We start from the raw sequence: 14,660 nt of genomic DNA on the forward strand, positions 1-14,660 counted from the left end.
AAGAAAGATAAGGGATAACATGAAGCTCAGGGAACTTAAAGCAGAAGAGACCGGTGTGGTTACAGGATTCAGTTCATCGGATGCCGCCTATCGACAGCAGCTCCTTCGTATGGGATTTACAAAAAAAGCGTCGTTTAAGGTGGTTCGCAAAGCACCCCTGGGCGGTCCGATTGAGGTCGAGGTTCGCGGGTCGCATGTTGTGCTGCGCAGCGATGAGGCGGATGTTCTGGAGGTGGAAAGAAAATGAGCAACCTTCAGATCGCAATCGTAGGGAATCCCAACTGCGGGAAAACCACGGTATTCAATGCTCTTACGGGGGCTAAACAGAAAGTCGGTAACTGGCCGGGAGTTACGGTTGAGCGGGTCATCGGTGAGTATACGCACTGCAACGCCTGCATCGAGGTGACCGACCTGCCGGGCATTTATTCTTTTTCCGCGCTTTCGCCGGATGAAGAGGTGGCCCGGAAGCACATTCTGCTGGATCGTCCGGAAGTGGTGGTGAACGTCATCGATGCTTCGAATCTGGAGCGGAACCTTTATCTGACGACGCAGCTGCTTGAGATGGATGTGCCGGTGGTGGTGGCGCTCAATATGATGGATATGGCGAAGCAGCGCGGCATCCGTATTGAGACTGAGCATCTGCAGAAGCATATCGGCTGTCCCGTCGTTCCTATTGTCGCCTCCCGGAAAAAGGGGATTGAAGAGCTGAAACATGCCATCTGCGAAATCAGCAAAACGCAGAACAAACCGGGCGTCCGGGTTTCGTATGAAAAGGATATAGAGAAAGTGCTGCGCAGCATGGAAGTGAGCCTGGGTGATGTTGCACTCACCAAAAAGGTATCCCCGCGCTGGCTGGCGATTAAACTGCTGGAAAAGGATGAACTTGCGTGGGAAATTCTCGGTGCGGACAAGGCGCTGCTTCCGGATATCGAGGATGAGCTGAAAAAGGTTGAAAAACTGGTCGGTGATGATTCCGATATGATTATTGCCGACGGTCGCTACGGGTTCATTCACGGTCTTGCACGGGATGTGACGAAAGGGAGCGATAAAGCCCGGAAAACCTTCACCGATATGGTGGATCGTGTGGCGTTGAATAAAGTGCTCGGGTTTCCGCTGTTCTTTTTCGTCATGTATCTTGTTTTTGCCATCACGATTAATGTCGGCGGTCCGTTCATTGATTTCTTTGACGGTCTGACCGGAACGATCTTTGTGGACGGTTTCGGGGTGCTGCTGGAAAAAATGGCGCTGCCGGGCTGGCTGATTGCCATTCTGGCCGATGGGCTGGGCGGTGGTATTCAGACGGTTTCCACGTTCATTCCGCCGATTTTCCTGATTTTCCTGTGTCTGTCGTTTCTGGAGGATTCCGGCTACATGGCGCGTGCGGCGTTTGTGATGGATCACTCGCTTCGTAAAATCGGTCTTCCAGGCAAAGCATTTATCCCGATGCTGGTCGGTTTCGGCTGCAATGTTCCCGGCATTACGGCCACGCGGACGCTTGAAAACCGCAAGGACCGGATTCTGGCGATTATGATGAATCCGTTTATGTCATGCGGTGCACGGCTTCCGGTATACACCTTGTTTGCGGCGGCGTTTTTTCCGCAGAACGGCGGGGTGCTGATTTTCGGGATCTATCTTATCGGCATTGCGCTGGCGGTGCTCACCGGTCTGTTGTTCAAGAAAACCATTCTGCGCGGCGAAGTTTCCAGTTTTGTGATGGAGCTGCCGCCGTATCATATGCCGACGTTCAGCGGCGTTATGCTGCATACCTGGCACCGGCTGAAATCCTTCCTGATCAAAGCCGGTAAAATTATTCTGCTGCTCGTGGCGGTACTCGGCTTTCTTAATTCCATGGGAACCGACGGCTCCTTCGGGAACAGCGATTCCAAAGACTCCCTGCTCAGTGCCATGAGCCGTTCTGTCACGCCGGTCTTTCGGCCGATGGGTATCCAGGATGACAACTGGCCGGCCACTGTAGGACTCTTTACAGGAATTTTCGCCAAGGAAGCGGTGGTTGGAACGCTCGACGCGATCTATGCCCAGATTGATGCCAAAGCTGAAGCTGAGTTTGCCGCTGAAGTACCGGAGGCCGTATTTGATTTCCGGGGCGGTATCATGGCCGCATTTTCCGCAATTCCCGAAGGGTATGAAGGGTTCTGGGATGGGTTGAAGGACCCGCTGGGACTGAGCGGTGCGGTGGATGAAGTGGATGAAGCCGATGCCGGATCCTATTCAACCATGGTGGGTCATTTTGGTGAGCATGGAAAACATGCCGCCTTTGCCTACCTGCTGTTTATTCTGATTTACGCACCCTGCGTTGCCGCTCTGGCAGCCATTTACCGTGAGATCGGACTGCGCTGGATGCTGTTCGCGGTGACCTATCTCACGCTTCTGGCCTGGGTCATGGCAACCATCTATTTCCAGGTGGCGACCTTTTCGGTGAATCCGGCGGTGTCGGCGGTCTGGCTCGGGGTCTGTACGGCGATTTGCGTTGTTTTCTTTGTCGGGATGCGTTTGGCCGGCAAAACCAACGATAAAAATGAACGCGCAGCCGCTGTGCCGGCTGAGTCCAATGGATAAGGGTTTCCGGCGGGGGCGCGCTGTGCGCCCTTCCGGAAGGGATGAAATATGCTGAGCGGAATCATAAAACTTCTGAACGAGCGCCCCGGGGCGCTTTCCGTTCAGGAAATCAGTCTGGCACTGGAAATCGAGTCCAGTGCACTGCGTCCCATGCTCGAACTGCTGGATGCAAAAGGCAGAATCGAGAAAGTCGAAATTCCGTGCGGAAAATCCTGCATCGGCGGCTGTACCGAATCCGATAACATGACGTTTTACAGGAAATGTGAAACTGGAAACCTGAACAAGGGGTGATCTTTTTTAACCTTTTTTCAGATTTCAGATTTCAGATTTCAGATTTCAGATTTCGGATTTCAAATTTCAGATTTCTCTCACTGCATATCGCTCAGATGCAGCTCCAGGGCCCGGACCGAAATCTGGATTTCATGGAGTGAAGCTCCCAGCGAGGCAATGAGCATCAGCAGGGCCGTACCGAATACAATTTCCGCCGTACCGATCCATCCTACATAAATCAGGAACATGCAGAGTACGCACAGCAGCAGACTGCCGACGCCGAGCACCTGCATGGCGCGGATCAGGTAGAGCCGTTTCCGGAGGTTGGAAATCTGGCCGCGCAGCAGTTCGTCCGGATTTTTCATGTAGTGGTCATGAAGGGTCCGTACCAGATTGGCGTAGGAAAGAAAGCGGTTGGTGTAGGCCAACAGAATCAGCGAGATGGCCGAAAAAAGCAGGGCGGGGGTGGTCAGTGTCAAATGGTTCATAGTGTTTTCCTGTAGTTTCCGTCATAGCTTCCGGGCATTGGAAATCCCTTCATCGTTCTTCGGATAATTTCAGCTGCGTCCTCAGCATCATTCACTCCGTAGGAGAGATCAATCCGAAAATTCCGCGCACCGGCGGCGCGCAGTTCGTCAAGATGTTCAGTCAGAGAAAACGGGGCTTCGAAGATCAGAACAAACTGGTCTCCGTTTGTCTCGATTTTCATCGATCGGCCTTTGCGATCGGAAAGATGAGGCGCAGTTTTCGGACGCGTGGCTGAAATCATCAGCGGTGTATGCTGATAAACCGGTACGATTGCCCGGTCACCGAGCACCGCCAGCAGTGCTTTCAGGTTTTCCGCGGTATCTTCGGGGGATAAAACAAGCTTTGAAAGTCCGAGTTCCTGCCACTGTTCCGCCGCTTCGGAGTTCAGCGTGTACAGCGGCCAGTCGGCAGTGAGGTCGGGATTGTCTGCAAATGCCTGCAGTGTGCCGAGGTTGGCGGCTTCGATGGGGAAAGTGTGTGCCGGGCGCTGTATATCGTGATTCCGTTGAATGACCGGAATGGCGATTCCTGAAGGTTGGGGTTCGGTTCCTGCCGGTGCTGAGAGAATGGCGTTTTCCAGCACAACTTCCAGTCGGCTCAATTCCTGTTCGGTAAGTTTCTCTAATAATGAAAGATCCCGGACTTTGACTGACCAGCATTCTTCTTTTTCCGGTTCTGCAGGCGGCCGCACCAGTTTTTCCAATCGCTGGAAATGTTCGGCCCGTTTCTGCTGTTTCAGATTTTTGCTCAGCTGATCCAGGAGCTGCCGGCGTCCTTCATTCAGCACGGAGGCCGGAGCAAAAAGACCGAGGTCTTTAACGTTCAATGATTGGAGGACCCATTCGGTATCGCCCGTTTTTTCGAAGCTCCTGCGAATTCCCTCCTTGGTCTTTTCAGGCTTCCGCGCTTCGCTCAGCGGTTCTGCAATCATCCGCTGTGCTGAAATTTTTCCGGCTTTTGCGGACAGCCGGATGCCGCTTGGGCTCAGCTCGACAGCCGCATCGAATGGTTTGCGCTGTTTGTACATTCCGGGTCGCGGTGCTTCGAATCCGTAACGCTGGCGGACGGCCTGCGACGCCGAGCAGTAGAGGGGCATACCGGGTTTGGCAAACGGGTGATCCGGCGGCAGCTGAATGTCGATTTCGGACCGGGCCGGCACGCTGAACAGAAGCTGTTTTTTTCGGTCATTGGAAAAGCGGATTTCGTGCACAAAAAAGTTGAAGGGTTTTCTGCTGTTGCCCAGTTCGATTTTAAGGCCGTCATGTTTCATCAGAGCCCGGTTGGTGGTGAAACGAATCCACTGTTTTCCGTGCTCTTTAAATACGGATGCAATGGTTCCGATTGCTGATCCGCGGTGACCGTTTGTGGTTGGATCAATCGGGTCTGTATCCGGATTTTTAAGATAGAGGTCGGTAGCCGGACGGCCGAAAATGGTCTGAATATCTGAAAGCAGCTTCTGCTGTTCGGCGGGGTTTAATCCCTGATCCATCCGTTTGCGGTAAAAGTCGGTAACGGCTGCAACATAGATGGCCTTCTTCATCCGCCCTTCAATTTTAAGGGAGGCGACGCCGGTTTTCTGCAGTTCATCAAAATGTTCGCCGACCGCAAAATCCTTCATCGAAAAGGGCAGGACGGCTTTGCCCTCATGGTCAAATTGCATGCGGCAGCAGTAGGCGCATTTTCCGCGATTCCCGCTTCGGCTGTTGAGGTGCGAGGAAAAGAGGCAGAGTCCGCTGTAGGAATAGCAGAGTGCACCGTGAATAAACACCTCGGTTTCGATTCCGCAGTTCCGGGTGATGGTTCGAATTTCCCGGAGGCTCAGCTCACGCGCCAGCACGACGCGCGAAAAACCGAGTTCCTTCAGGAGCCTGGCTCCCGCAGGATTATGCACCGCCAGCTGCGTGCTGGCATGAAGCTGCAGTGCAGGGAAAAAACGGCGGACCATTCGTGCTACACCCATATCCTGAACAATCACACCGTCGGCATTCAGGTCGTGAATCAGGGCGAGTGCTTCGAGCGCATCGGGCAGTTCGTGCTGTTGCACAAGGGTGTTGAAGGTGATGTATACCTTGCGGTCGTGGGCGTGGGCATAGCCGATCAGCTCATCCAGCTGTTCCGCGGTCAGGTTGGCGGCTTCGGCTCGGGCGGAAAAGCGCGGGAGACCGGCAAAAACGGCATCGGCGCCATAGTGCAGGGCGGCCCATGCCGCATCGGCACTGCCGGCGGGGGCCAGTAATTCTACGTGATGATCGGTTCCCATAAGGGAAGGGTTTATGGGCAACGAATACGGGAAAATCAACTCATGGTATTCAGAATTCGCTGCCCGGGATTTATCAGGATTTTTCGTAATGGGCGGGTTCGCGATAGGTGGCATCCCAGTTTTTAAAGACTGGTTCGAGGCCTTTTGCACGCAGCATATCGCAGAATTCGGGAATCTTGCGTTCGTCGGAGATTTCGAACTGTTCGGTCGATTCCTCGGCGTCAGCGCTGTAGCCGCCAACGGTGGTTTTGCTGGCAATACTCATTTTTGAAATGCCGACTCCGGCCAGGCCATCGCGCATGCGGCGCGGTTCGCGGGTGGAAAGTACCAGCGGAATTTCCGGGAGGACGATCCGCATGGCGAAAATATATTGCGCCAGCATTTTTTCATCGACCGGGAAGTCGGCCTGGAAACCGCCCATTTGCGGCCGAATGCGCGGAAAAGAGATGGAGACTCCGGCCTGCCAGTAGTTTTTCAGCAGATATTTGGCATGACGGTATACACACAGCATATCGAATACCGGATCGGCCAGTCCCAGCAGTGCGCCAATGCCTACAGAACGCATGCCGCCGCGCAATGCGCGATCCGGAGCATCGAGCCGGTTGCCGAAATCACGCTTGTCGCCCCAGCGGTGCATATGCTCGTACACAACGGGATTGTAGGTTTCCTGATAGAGCGTCACGCCGGTGCACCCGGCGTCGGCCAGAGTGCGGTATTCCGGTTCAGACATCGGAAAAACTTCAATGGTGACATTGGCCATATATTCCGCGGCTATTGAAATACTCTTTTCCAGGTAGGGGACATCCGCTTCCGGCATGCGTTCGCCGGTGAGCAGTACCAGCTCTTCGAAGTGCATTTTTTTAATGGCTTCCAGTTCCCGGTGCAGCTGGGTTTCGTCGAGTACGGCCCGCTGTGCGCGGCGATCGGCCGCGAGACCGCAGTAGAGGCAGCCGCCATTGCAGAAGTTGGAGAGATAAAGCGGAGTATAGAGCGAAATCGTCCGGCCGAAATGACGGCGGGTGATTGCCTGTGCCCGCCGGGCCATCGGTTCGAGGTAGTCGGCCGCCTGAGGCGACAGCAGCGCCGCCAGTGTTTTTTCATTGGGGGAATCGGCATTGATCGCTCGCTCAATGTCCGCGGTCGAGAACGCGAGGCCGAGCCACGGCTCGGGATTCAGCCAGTCAGGTAAGTTTTTATTCATTTTTTAACCACGGAATAAACTGAATACACTGAAGCAGGGTTTCCTGCATTTTCCGTGTATTCAGGGTTTGATTACTAATCACTTGTCGAAAGAAAACGGGTTAGAGGAGAGCTGGCCACCGCGACTTCGGAAGTCGGCATGAGGCCGGCATTGTAGGCCATTCGGCCGGCTTCGACGCCGGTTTTGAAGGCGGCACCCATAGCTGCCGGATTTTCGGCGGCGGCGATGGCGGAATTGACGAGGACAGCATCGCAGCCCATTTCCAGCGCACAGGCGGCTTCGGATGGGGAGCGGAGACCGGCGTCGACGACGACCGGAACGTTGGCATCGCGGATAATGATTCTGATCATTTCGGCGGTGGAGAGGCCTTTACCGGTTCCGATAGCGGCGCCGAGCGGCATGACGGCCGCGCAGCCGATATCTTCGAGGCGTTTGGCCAGGACCGGATCGGCCGGAATATACGGGAGAACCAGAAACTCCTGTTTCACCAGTTCAATGGCCGCTTCGTAGGTTTCGATCGGGTCGGGCAGCAGGTGATGCGGATTGGGATGGATTTCAAGTTTAACAAACGGGCTTTTACTTAATTCGCGACCGAGCAGGGCGGCGCGGATGGCTTCTTTGGCATTCATGGCACCGGAAGTGTTGGGCATGAGGCGTACATTCTTCAGTTCAGAAAGGGGGCCGTAGAGGTCGTCTTCCGCCTGTTCCCGGTTAAACCGGCGCAGCGCAACCGTAACGAGTTCGGTGCCTGAAGCTTTTACAGCATCAATCATGGCCCGCGTGCTTGAAAATTTACCGGTTCCAAGAAACAGGCGTGAGCCGAGTTTCTGATCACCAATGTTTAAAATATCGTTTTTCATTTTTATCCTTCATTACGAAATACACTGAACACACCAAAGAAAGCTCTGCCGGAAATCAGAACCGGGAACCGGTTCACCCGCCTCCAACGAAAACGAGCATTTCGATTTCGTCGTTTTCCTTCAGTGTGGTGGCGTTCCAGTCTTCGGAAGGAATCACCGTTCCGTTCAGCATCAAAGCGGTGTGTTCCTTTTTGGCACCGAGTTCTTCGAGCAGGGCATCAATGGAGCCGTCGCCCTGGTGATCGTGTTCTTCTCCGTTGACGGTAAGTTTCATTTCATCCATTCCTTTCCGGGTCATGGTCCCCGACTGCCAAAAAAAAAGCGTTCCCGGAACCCGGAAACGCCGAAAAATCGAACACGCTTCCTTTCGCCGGCATAATCCGGATCAGGTTCAACGGGTATAATCTCAGCACAACGGACAGGGCTGGTTCCCTATCCGAAGTTCGAAATCCGAAACTGATTCAAACGGGATAACCGGATTTGAATGTTGAGTTTCGGTATTCGCACTTCTCCGCTAATGCGGAGCGGCACCCCGGGTGACTGGTTGCAAAGGGTGCCAAGGCAGGGGGTTAAAGTAAAGCGGGAAGGGTGGAAAAGGGGGATGCTAAAAAACTGAACTTTTCTTGTTGCGGGGTTCGCCCAGTCTGATAGATTACGCGCTCGTTTTTACCGCAGACCCCTTCGTCTAGTGGCCTAGGACTCCAGGTTTTCATCCTGGCAACACGGGTTCGAGTCCCGTAGGGGTCGCCATTTTTTTTCGGTAAAAAACGCAGACCCCTTCGTCTAGTGGCCTAGGACTCCAGGTTTTCATCCTGGCAACACGGGTTCGAGTCCCGTAGGGGTCGCCATCTTTTTTTCTTCTCATTACTCCTTAGTGATGCTCCTTGCATTGCTTCGAAAGCCCTGTGTTCCGAGCACAGGGCTTTCATTTTTTTTCAGAGCGGCGTGCGGTTTTCCATTGCTTTTCCAGGGGTTGGAAATATCTTAGGTGGAGCCGATTTCCAAATTGATTTTTTGAGGACTGAATACACTATGCAAATTTTTGATACGATGCTGCTTTCGCTGCCGATTGCCGATGTCAGTTCCGCATTCTGGGACAGTACACTGCCGGGTAAAGCGATTACGATCCTGCTCTTTCTGGGCTCTGCGATGGCCTGGACGATTATGTATACCAAGGGCGTGCAGTTGCGGATGGCCAGCCGGACTACGATCGTTTTTCTGGAGGCCTTCCGTGAAGGCAGGAATAATCCGACCGCTCTGTATGCGCGGGAGGAGGAGTATCCTGCCACGCCGCTCAATGAAATTTATCTGGCCGGATGTATTGCTCTTGGCGATGAACTGGCTGCACGGGGGATTGACCCGGACGATGCGCTGATGGATGAAACCGCATCGGAGCTGCATCGGCGTCTGACCTTGAATCAGCTGGAAACGATCCGGGCCGTAGTGGATCGTCATGTGGCCGATGAAGCGCTGAAACTTGAGGAACAGATGGGGCTGCTGGCCACGGCCGTCAGTGCCGCGCCGTTTCTCGGGCTGCTCGGTACCGTCTGGGGGGTGATGGATGCCTTCAGCGGAATGGCGATTTCCGGTTCGGCGGCGCTTTCCGCAGTTGCTCCGGGTATTTCCGGCGCCCTGCTGACGACCATTGTCGGCCTTATTGTGGCGCTGCCTTCGATGGTGGGCTATAATATGCTGTCTTCGCATATCCGCCGGATTTCCGTGCAGATGGACAACTTTGCTCAGGAATTCACCTCCGCCATTCAGAATACGTACGTGATTGAAGGGTGAGGTATCAGGCGTAAGGCACAGGCATTCGAAAGGTGCTCAACTCTTAACCCGGAACTTAAAACAACGCCATGGCTCGAAGAACCAGTCTTGTGAATCTGAACCAGATCAGCGACATCAATATGACGCCGCTGATGGACCTGACGTTTATTCTGCTGATTACGTTTATTATTACGTTTCCGTTGATTGAACAGGGCATTACCATCAATCTGCCGAAGGGCAAAGCGGCGGATATGATGGAGACGCAGACGCGCTCCATCAGCCTGAATCTGCAGAAACAGCTCTATCTCGATGACGTACCGGTTTCTGAAGATGAGCTGCGTACACAGATGACCCGGATTGGGATCGATGATCCGAATACGACGATTTACGTCCGGGCCGACCGGCAACTGCCCTACGGTGATGTGGTGGCCGTCATGAAAATTCTGCACGATGCGAATATCACAAAAATGGCGCTGGTGACGGAGGCAGAACAGTAGGTAATGAATCGGTTCCAGCGTAAAGTTGCACTGCGCGTTCTCGGCATCCACGTCGGTGTCATCCTGGGTTTGCTGCTGATCAGTTCGTTAAAGGGATGTTTCCGTCCGAAGGATAAACCGGAAATTGTGACATTTATCGAATTCGGCCAGGCCGCTCCACCGGTGGTCGTGGAGCAGGTGCAGGATATGCCGGAACCTCCGCCGGAACCGGAGCCCGCCCCGGCGCCGGAACCAGAACCCGTTCCGACACCGCTTCCGGAGCCGGTGAAAAAAACAATTCCGGCACCGAAACCGAAAAAGGAGGTGCCGAAGCCGAAACCGAAGGAGCCGGAAAAGCCGAAATGGAAGCCGACTCCGGTGGACCAGATTAAAAAAGGCCGAAAAATTGAGCCCAAAGCGCCGCCGAAACCGGCGTTGAGCCAGAAGGATCTGGATCGGCTCAATAATGTGCTGTCTAAAGAGGCGTTGCCTTCATCTTCGGCAAAGCCGGTGGAGAATCCGGGGAATCCGAATGAAATTGCCGCTTATGATGCGGTGATTTACTCAGCATTTTATAACCGCTGGGACCGTTCGGGGCTTTCGCCCACATCCCGTCCTGCACAGGTGACGCTGTCGATTAACGCGGCCGGTCGAATTCTCACTTCACGGTTGAGTCAATCCAGCGGAGATTCTAAATTTGATGCAGCAGTGATGCTGGCGGTCCGGAGTGTTACCATGCTTCCACGGGTTCCGCCAAGAGGGTATGATCTGAATAATATTATCATTAATTTTTCTATTACAAACTGAGTAATGATGTGTGAGGTTTCCTAAATGAACAGACAGTGGTTTCTTACAGGATCAATAATTGCGGCCGGCAGTTCGGTGTTGGGGCAGCGGGTGATCGATATCACCGGTACCGGGCAGGGTAAAATCCCCATCAGTCTGGCGGCCTATCGTACGGGAAGCGATGCGGCTTCGCGTGGATTTCTTGCGGTGCTTAAAGCCGATCTGAACCGGTCGGGTTACTTCCGGGTTACGTCGAGCGGTGCCGCCGTGAGCGTGGTGGGGCAGGTGCGTGCGGGCAGTCAGATGAAGGCCGATGTGCAGGTGTATAAAGTGGCGGGCCGTCAGCGGATGCTGGGGAAGTCGTATAATGCTCCGGCGAACTCGTACCGTACGCTGGCCCATAAAGCGGCCGATGAAATCCTTTATGCGGTGACAGGGAAAAAGGGGATGGCATCGGCCAAGATTGCTCTGGTCGGCACCCATACCGGCCGGAAAGAGCTCTATATTGCGGATATCGATGGAAAAGGCCTGCGGCAGGTTACAAAAGACCGCAGTATTGTCGTGGCTCCGCGCTGGTCGCCGGATGGATCGGCTGTTATTTACACCTCGTATAAACGAGGCTATCCGAATGTGTTCATGACGGGGCGTTCCCGGCCGATTTCAAAGCATCCGGGCCTGAATGCAATGGGTACGCTTTCTCCGGATGGCAGAACGCTGGCGGTGATTCTTTCCAAGGACGGGAATCCGGATCTTTATCTTAAAAGCATGCTCACAGGATTGACAAAACGGATTACCAGAACACGTCGCGGGAATGAAGCGAGCCCGTGCTGGTCGCCGGATGGGAATCATCTGGTGTATGTTTCCGACAGCAGTGGACGGCCGCATATTTATATTGTCTCCAGAAATGGAGGGACGCCGAAGCGGATATCGTCTTCGGGCACCGAAAACATTTCCCCGGACTGGGGGGAAAACGGATTGATTACGTGGTGCAGCCGGATCGGGGGGAAATACCGTATTGTCGTGGGTAATCCGGTGAAGCGTACGAGCCGGGTGCTGGAAACGGATTGGGCGGACTATGAGGATCCGCGATGGGCTCCGGACGGTCGGCATATTGTCTGTTCGCGTACTTCAGGCTACCGTTCCGGTATCTACCTCCTTGACACTCTGAAAGATTCTCCTGTAGCTTTGATATCAGGGTCGGGCGACTGGTATTCCCCCGCAGTGTCTCCATAATCTAGAAGCGGAGTTGATGGTATAATGAAGAGTAAGTTTTTTAATCTGTTTGTATTTCTGGCGGTGGCCTGCACGCTGGCTTTTACCGGAGGATGCCGTTCCAACAATAACGAAGCGGAGCTCTATGGGTCTGATAATCTGTACGGCGATGCGCTGATGGGTGAATATGCCCTGAGTGATGTGGATGGCCTTCCGGCGGACGGGGATCGTTCGGTGGTTGATCCGGTTTATTTCGCCTACGACAGTTCGCAGGTTAATCCTGAAGAAGCCGGGAAGGTCGAGAAAGTGGCTGAACTGCTCAATAAAAACAAATGGCAGGGTGTCATTGTTGAAGGGCATACGGATGAGCGTGGAAGCCGGGAATACAACCTGGCGCTGGGCGAACGCCGGGCGCTGGCGGTTCGCGACTATCTGATCAGCCTCGGTGTTGATCCTTCTAAAATTCAGACGAAGAGTTACGGTGAAGAAATGCCCGATAACATGGGGCACGATGAAAGTGCATGGCGCGCCAATCGCCGCGCCGTATTTGCGATGTATTAACCCGGTATCCAGAAGCGGCGCCTCGATGGTTCGGGGCGCCTTTTTTATGTATGCAGCTCTTCGTTCCAGTATTCGCGGCTCAGCTTGATCCTGTTTCCAGCATTCTCAGCGTGGTTGCGGCTGTTGCTGTATCTTTTATTACGATCACACTGGTTGCCAGTTATTATCGTTTTCAGAGTATTGTTGCACAGGCCGAAGAACATGATCCGGAAGAGATCGGAACATCCGCCGAAGAGGTGCTCCGGGTTCAGCTTGCCCGGTATCTGGCAGGATGTGCCCGGCGTGGAACATCTTTTACTCTTGCACTGATCCGTGTGGCGGAATCAGGCATCACTGTCCGCATGGACTCCCCGATTATGTATTCGCTGAAAGATGCAGTACGGCGCGATGATGTGGCCTGTCTGTATGATCCGCAGACCGCTGTGCTGCTTCTGGAGTCGGAGCCTGAAGATGCCGAATCTATTCTGAATCGTATTATCAGCTATGTCGATGCGCACTGCACAGCGGTTTCGTCCGAGATTCTGCGTGTGGGGATGGCTTCCTATCCGGGGCATGGACTGAGTGGTAAAGAGCTGGTCGGTGTTGCCGTGAATGCTCTGGCTGAAGCAACTCTTGAAAATCCGGTTGTGCTTCCGGAAATTATCGATGAAGAGGCTGATGAGGAGGACGCGTCCGAAGTTGCGGTTCAGGCCAATGCTGAAGAGGTCTCCGGGGTTGATGATGAGCTGGCGGAATCACATTCCAAAGGCTGGAAAGAGCGACGCCGGAACGCCATACTGGACGAGTTGACCGGAGTCCTGAAGCCTTCGGCCATATCGGCTTATATGCAGCGCAGTATGAGCGAGTTTCGGCGGAAAAAGAAAAACGTGGCTCTTTTCTGTATCGGGCTCAACAATATGGACCACATTGCCCGTTTTCATGGAGAAAAGGCTGCGGACGACCTAATGGCCGGGGTCAGTAAGATCCTGCAGGAGCATCTGCGCGCGGACGACCTGATCGGCCGGCATGAGCGTTATGCCTATCTGGTTCTGGCGGCGTGTTCGCTGGAAGAGGCTGAGATTATCGGCAGCCGCATTACGAGACTGGTCCAGCAGTCCGAGTATGTTTCCGGACATAAAAAACTCAAGACCTCCATTACGCTCGGAGTGGCTACCTATCCTGAACACGGCCGCAACCTTCATCATCTCTATACGGCCGGACAGAAGGTCCTTGATTACAACCGGGCGAACGATATCCGCGCATATGCGGTTTACGATCCGGAAATTCATGATAAAGTTGCCGCCAGACCTATGAGGAATATTAAATCGGCTCAGGCCTGACAGGGTGCTGAAGGTCGGACGTTCAACCGCCGGATTGGGCATTCGATTCCAGACAGAAAGCGTTGCGACCAATTTTCCGGCGAAGGAGGATGATTTATGAAACTAGGCGTTAATATTGACCATGTTGCCACCCTGCGCCAGGCGCGCGGAACCGTTTATCCCGATCCGCTGGATGCGGCCATTCATTGTGCCCGCGCCGGTGCGCACGGCATTACGGCCCATCTTCGCGAAGACCGCCGCCATATTCAGGACGATGATATCTATCGTCTGAAAGAGCTTCAGCCGCTGCCGCTCAATATGGAGATGGCCAATGTTGAATCGATTGTTGAGATTGCTCTCAGTGTCAAACCGGCGGAAGTCTGCCTGGTTCCCGAAAAACGCCAGGAACTCACTACCGAGGGCGGCCTGGATGTGATTGGCCAATTTGAGCGCATGAAAGAAACGGTGACCTGCCTTACTGAAGCCGGAATTGAAGTCAGTATGTTTATTGATCCCGACATCGAAACCATTGTCGCGTGCAAGGATCTTGGTGCGCCGACGATTGAGCTGCACACGGGCGCCTATTGCGATGCCGAGCCGAATGAGCGGGCGGTGTTGATTGAACAGTTGATCAAAGCGGCCGACCACGCGCACGAGCTTGGATTGAAAGTCAATGCCGGCCACGGTATCACTATGGAAACGCTGGGCGGCATCCTCTGTATTCCGCATCTCGATACGCTCAACATCGGCCACAGTATTATCTGCCGTTCGGTATTTCTCGGGCTGGAAGGTGCTGTCCGTGAAATGCTCACCGGCATACAGGATTATGAAGGCTGAACAGTAAAAAAACGTGGGCCGGAAAAC

15 protein-coding genes, 2 tRNA genes and 1 riboswitch are annotated in these 14,660 nt (G+C 53.9%); of the genes, 12 read left to right on the top strand and 5 right to left on the bottom strand.

Annotated features, from left to right (window positions below; genetic code table 11):
- The first annotated feature begins 19 nt into the window (after positions 1 to 19).
- The 3 genes from EGM51_16685 to EGM51_16695 are packed head-to-tail and all read left to right on the top strand — an operon-like array spanning position 20 to position 2,868.
- The gene (locus EGM51_16685; protein QBG48958.1) at positions 20 to 247 is read left to right on the top strand and encodes a ferrous iron transport protein A; all 228 of its coding nucleotides are present in this window, start codon (positions 20 to 22) and stop codon (positions 245 to 247) included.
- Positions 244 to 2,577 carry a Fe(2+) transporter permease subunit FeoB gene (feoB, locus tag EGM51_16690; GenBank protein QBG48959.1) on the top strand — a complete coding sequence of 778 codons (2,334 nt, stop codon included), beginning with the start codon at positions 244 to 246 and terminating at the stop codon, positions 2,575 to 2,577. The genes EGM51_16685 and feoB overlap by 4 nt, the downstream gene beginning before the upstream one ends.
- Before the next feature lie 48 nt (positions 2,578 to 2,625).
- Positions 2,626 to 2,868: a sugar metabolism transcriptional regulator gene (locus EGM51_16695; GenBank protein QBG48960.1), complete on the top strand. Its 243-nt coding sequence runs from the start codon at positions 2,626 to 2,628 to the stop codon at positions 2,866 to 2,868.
- A 77-nt stretch (positions 2,869 to 2,945) separates the two neighbouring features.
- Here EGM51_16695 and EGM51_16700 read toward each other — a convergent pair whose 3' ends face one another.
- The 5 genes from EGM51_16700 to thiS all read right to left on the bottom strand — a co-directional run bounded on the left by EGM51_16700 (position 2,946) and on the right by thiS (position 7,994).
- A complete protein-coding gene (locus tag EGM51_16700; protein ID QBG48961.1) occupies positions 2,946 to 3,335 on the bottom strand; it encodes a DUF2721 domain-containing protein in 390 nt (129 codons plus the stop codon).
- Positions 3,332 to 5,749 carry a U32 family peptidase gene (locus EGM51_16705; GenBank protein QBG48962.1) on the bottom strand — a complete coding sequence of 806 codons (2,418 nt, stop codon included), beginning with the start codon at positions 5,747 to 5,749 and terminating at the stop codon, positions 3,332 to 3,334. Before EGM51_16705 ends, EGM51_16700 begins: the two co-directional genes overlap by 4 nt.
- Positions 5,709 to 6,836 carry a 2-iminoacetate synthase ThiH gene (gene thiH / locus EGM51_16710; GenBank protein QBG48963.1) on the bottom strand — a complete coding sequence of 376 codons (1,128 nt, stop codon included), beginning with the start codon at positions 6,834 to 6,836 and terminating at the stop codon, positions 5,709 to 5,711. The genes EGM51_16705 and thiH overlap by 41 nt, the downstream gene beginning before the upstream one ends.
- A 74-nt stretch (positions 6,837 to 6,910) precedes the next feature.
- The gene (locus EGM51_16715; protein ID QBG49337.1) at positions 6,911 to 7,684 is read right to left on the bottom strand and encodes a thiazole synthase; all 774 of its coding nucleotides are present in this window, start codon (positions 7,682 to 7,684) and stop codon (positions 6,911 to 6,913) included.
- An 85-nt stretch (positions 7,685 to 7,769) separates the two neighbouring features.
- Positions 7,770 to 7,994, bottom strand: a complete 225-nt coding sequence (thiS, locus tag EGM51_16720) for a sulfur carrier protein ThiS (GenBank protein QBG48964.1) — start codon at positions 7,992 to 7,994, stop codon at positions 7,770 to 7,772.
- A gap of 46 nt (positions 7,995 to 8,040) precedes the next feature.
- A riboswitch (TPP riboswitch) is annotated at positions 8,041 to 8,140 on the bottom strand.
- 230 nt (positions 8,141 to 8,370) lie between these two features.
- Here thiS and EGM51_16725 point away from each other — a divergent pair.
- The 9 genes from EGM51_16725 to EGM51_16765 all read left to right on the top strand — a co-directional run bounded on the left by EGM51_16725 (position 8,371) and on the right by EGM51_16765 (position 14,633).
- Positions 8,371 to 8,446 (top strand) — tRNA-Glu (locus EGM51_16725).
- A gap of 22 nt (positions 8,447 to 8,468) precedes the next feature.
- A tRNA-Glu gene (locus EGM51_16730) sits at positions 8,469 to 8,544 on the top strand.
- Positions 8,545 to 8,728: 184 nt separating this feature from the next.
- Positions 8,729 to 9,484 (top strand): biopolymer transporter ExbB, encoded by a 756-nt coding sequence (locus EGM51_16735; protein ID QBG48965.1) that lies wholly within the window; start codon positions 8,729 to 8,731, stop codon positions 9,482 to 9,484.
- A gap of 68 nt (positions 9,485 to 9,552) precedes the next feature.
- The gene (locus EGM51_16740) at positions 9,553 to 9,960 is read left to right on the top strand and encodes a biopolymer transporter ExbD (GenBank protein QBG48966.1); all 408 of its coding nucleotides are present in this window, start codon (positions 9,553 to 9,555) and stop codon (positions 9,958 to 9,960) included.
- 3 nt (positions 9,961 to 9,963) lie between these two features.
- Positions 9,964 to 10,746, top strand: coding sequence for a TonB C-terminal domain-containing protein (locus EGM51_16745; protein ID QBG48967.1), 783 nt, complete (start codon positions 9,964 to 9,966; stop codon positions 10,744 to 10,746).
- 24 nt (positions 10,747 to 10,770) lie between these two features.
- Positions 10,771 to 11,958 (top strand): hypothetical protein, encoded by a 1,188-nt coding sequence (locus EGM51_16750; GenBank protein QBG48968.1) that lies wholly within the window; start codon positions 10,771 to 10,773, stop codon positions 11,956 to 11,958.
- Positions 11,959 to 12,114: 156 nt separating this feature from the next.
- A complete protein-coding gene (gene pal, locus EGM51_16755; GenBank protein QBG49338.1) occupies positions 12,115 to 12,498 on the top strand; it encodes a peptidoglycan-associated lipoprotein Pal in 384 nt (127 codons plus the stop codon).
- Positions 12,459 to 13,817, top strand: coding sequence for a diguanylate cyclase (locus EGM51_16760; GenBank protein ID QBG48969.1), 1,359 nt, complete (start codon positions 12,459 to 12,461; stop codon positions 13,815 to 13,817). Before pal ends, EGM51_16760 begins: the two co-directional genes overlap by 40 nt.
- 96 nt (positions 13,818 to 13,913) lie before the next feature.
- A complete protein-coding gene (locus EGM51_16765; protein QBG48970.1) occupies positions 13,914 to 14,633 on the top strand; it encodes a pyridoxine 5'-phosphate synthase in 720 nt (239 codons plus the stop codon).
- Positions 14,634 to 14,660 lie beyond the last annotated feature (27 nt).

The organism is Verrucomicrobia bacterium S94 (genome assembly GCA_004299845.1).
In the GTDB taxonomy this organism is placed as follows: domain Bacteria; phylum Verrucomicrobiota; class Kiritimatiellia; order Kiritimatiellales; family Pontiellaceae; genus Pontiella.

Coding starts and splice junctions, on each gene's coding strand:
- EGM51_16685 (QBG48958.1), top strand. CDS start 20: ATGAAGCTCAGGGAACTTAAAGCAGAAGAGACCGGTGTGGTTACAGGA.
- feoB (QBG48959.1), top strand. CDS start 244: ATGAGCAACCTTCAGATCGCAATCGTAGGGAATCCCAACTGCGGGAAA.
- EGM51_16695 (QBG48960.1), top strand. CDS start 2,626: ATGCTGAGCGGAATCATAAAACTTCTGAACGAGCGCCCCGGGGCGCTT.
- EGM51_16700 (QBG48961.1), bottom strand. CDS start 3,335: ATGAACCATTTGACACTGACCACCCCCGCCCTGCTTTTTTCGGCCATC.
- EGM51_16705 (QBG48962.1), bottom strand. CDS start 5,749: ATGCCACCTATCGCGAACCCGCCCATTACGAAAAATCCTGATAAATCC.
- thiH (QBG48963.1), bottom strand. CDS start 6,836: ATGAATAAAAACTTACCTGACTGGCTGAATCCCGAGCCGTGGCTCGGC.
- thiS (QBG48964.1), bottom strand. CDS start 7,994: ATGACCCGGAAAGGAATGGATGAAATGAAACTTACCGTCAACGGAGAA.
- EGM51_16735 (QBG48965.1), top strand. CDS start 8,729: ATGCAAATTTTTGATACGATGCTGCTTTCGCTGCCGATTGCCGATGTC.
- EGM51_16740 (QBG48966.1), top strand. CDS start 9,553: ATGGCTCGAAGAACCAGTCTTGTGAATCTGAACCAGATCAGCGACATC.
- EGM51_16745 (QBG48967.1), top strand. CDS start 9,964: ATGAATCGGTTCCAGCGTAAAGTTGCACTGCGCGTTCTCGGCATCCAC.
- EGM51_16750 (QBG48968.1), top strand. CDS start 10,771: ATGAACAGACAGTGGTTTCTTACAGGATCAATAATTGCGGCCGGCAGT.
- pal (QBG49338.1), top strand. CDS start 12,115: ATGGGTGAATATGCCCTGAGTGATGTGGATGGCCTTCCGGCGGACGGG.
- EGM51_16760 (QBG48969.1), top strand. CDS start 12,459: ATGGCGCGCCAATCGCCGCGCCGTATTTGCGATGTATTAACCCGGTAT.
- EGM51_16765 (QBG48970.1), top strand. CDS start 13,914: ATGAAACTAGGCGTTAATATTGACCATGTTGCCACCCTGCGCCAGGCG.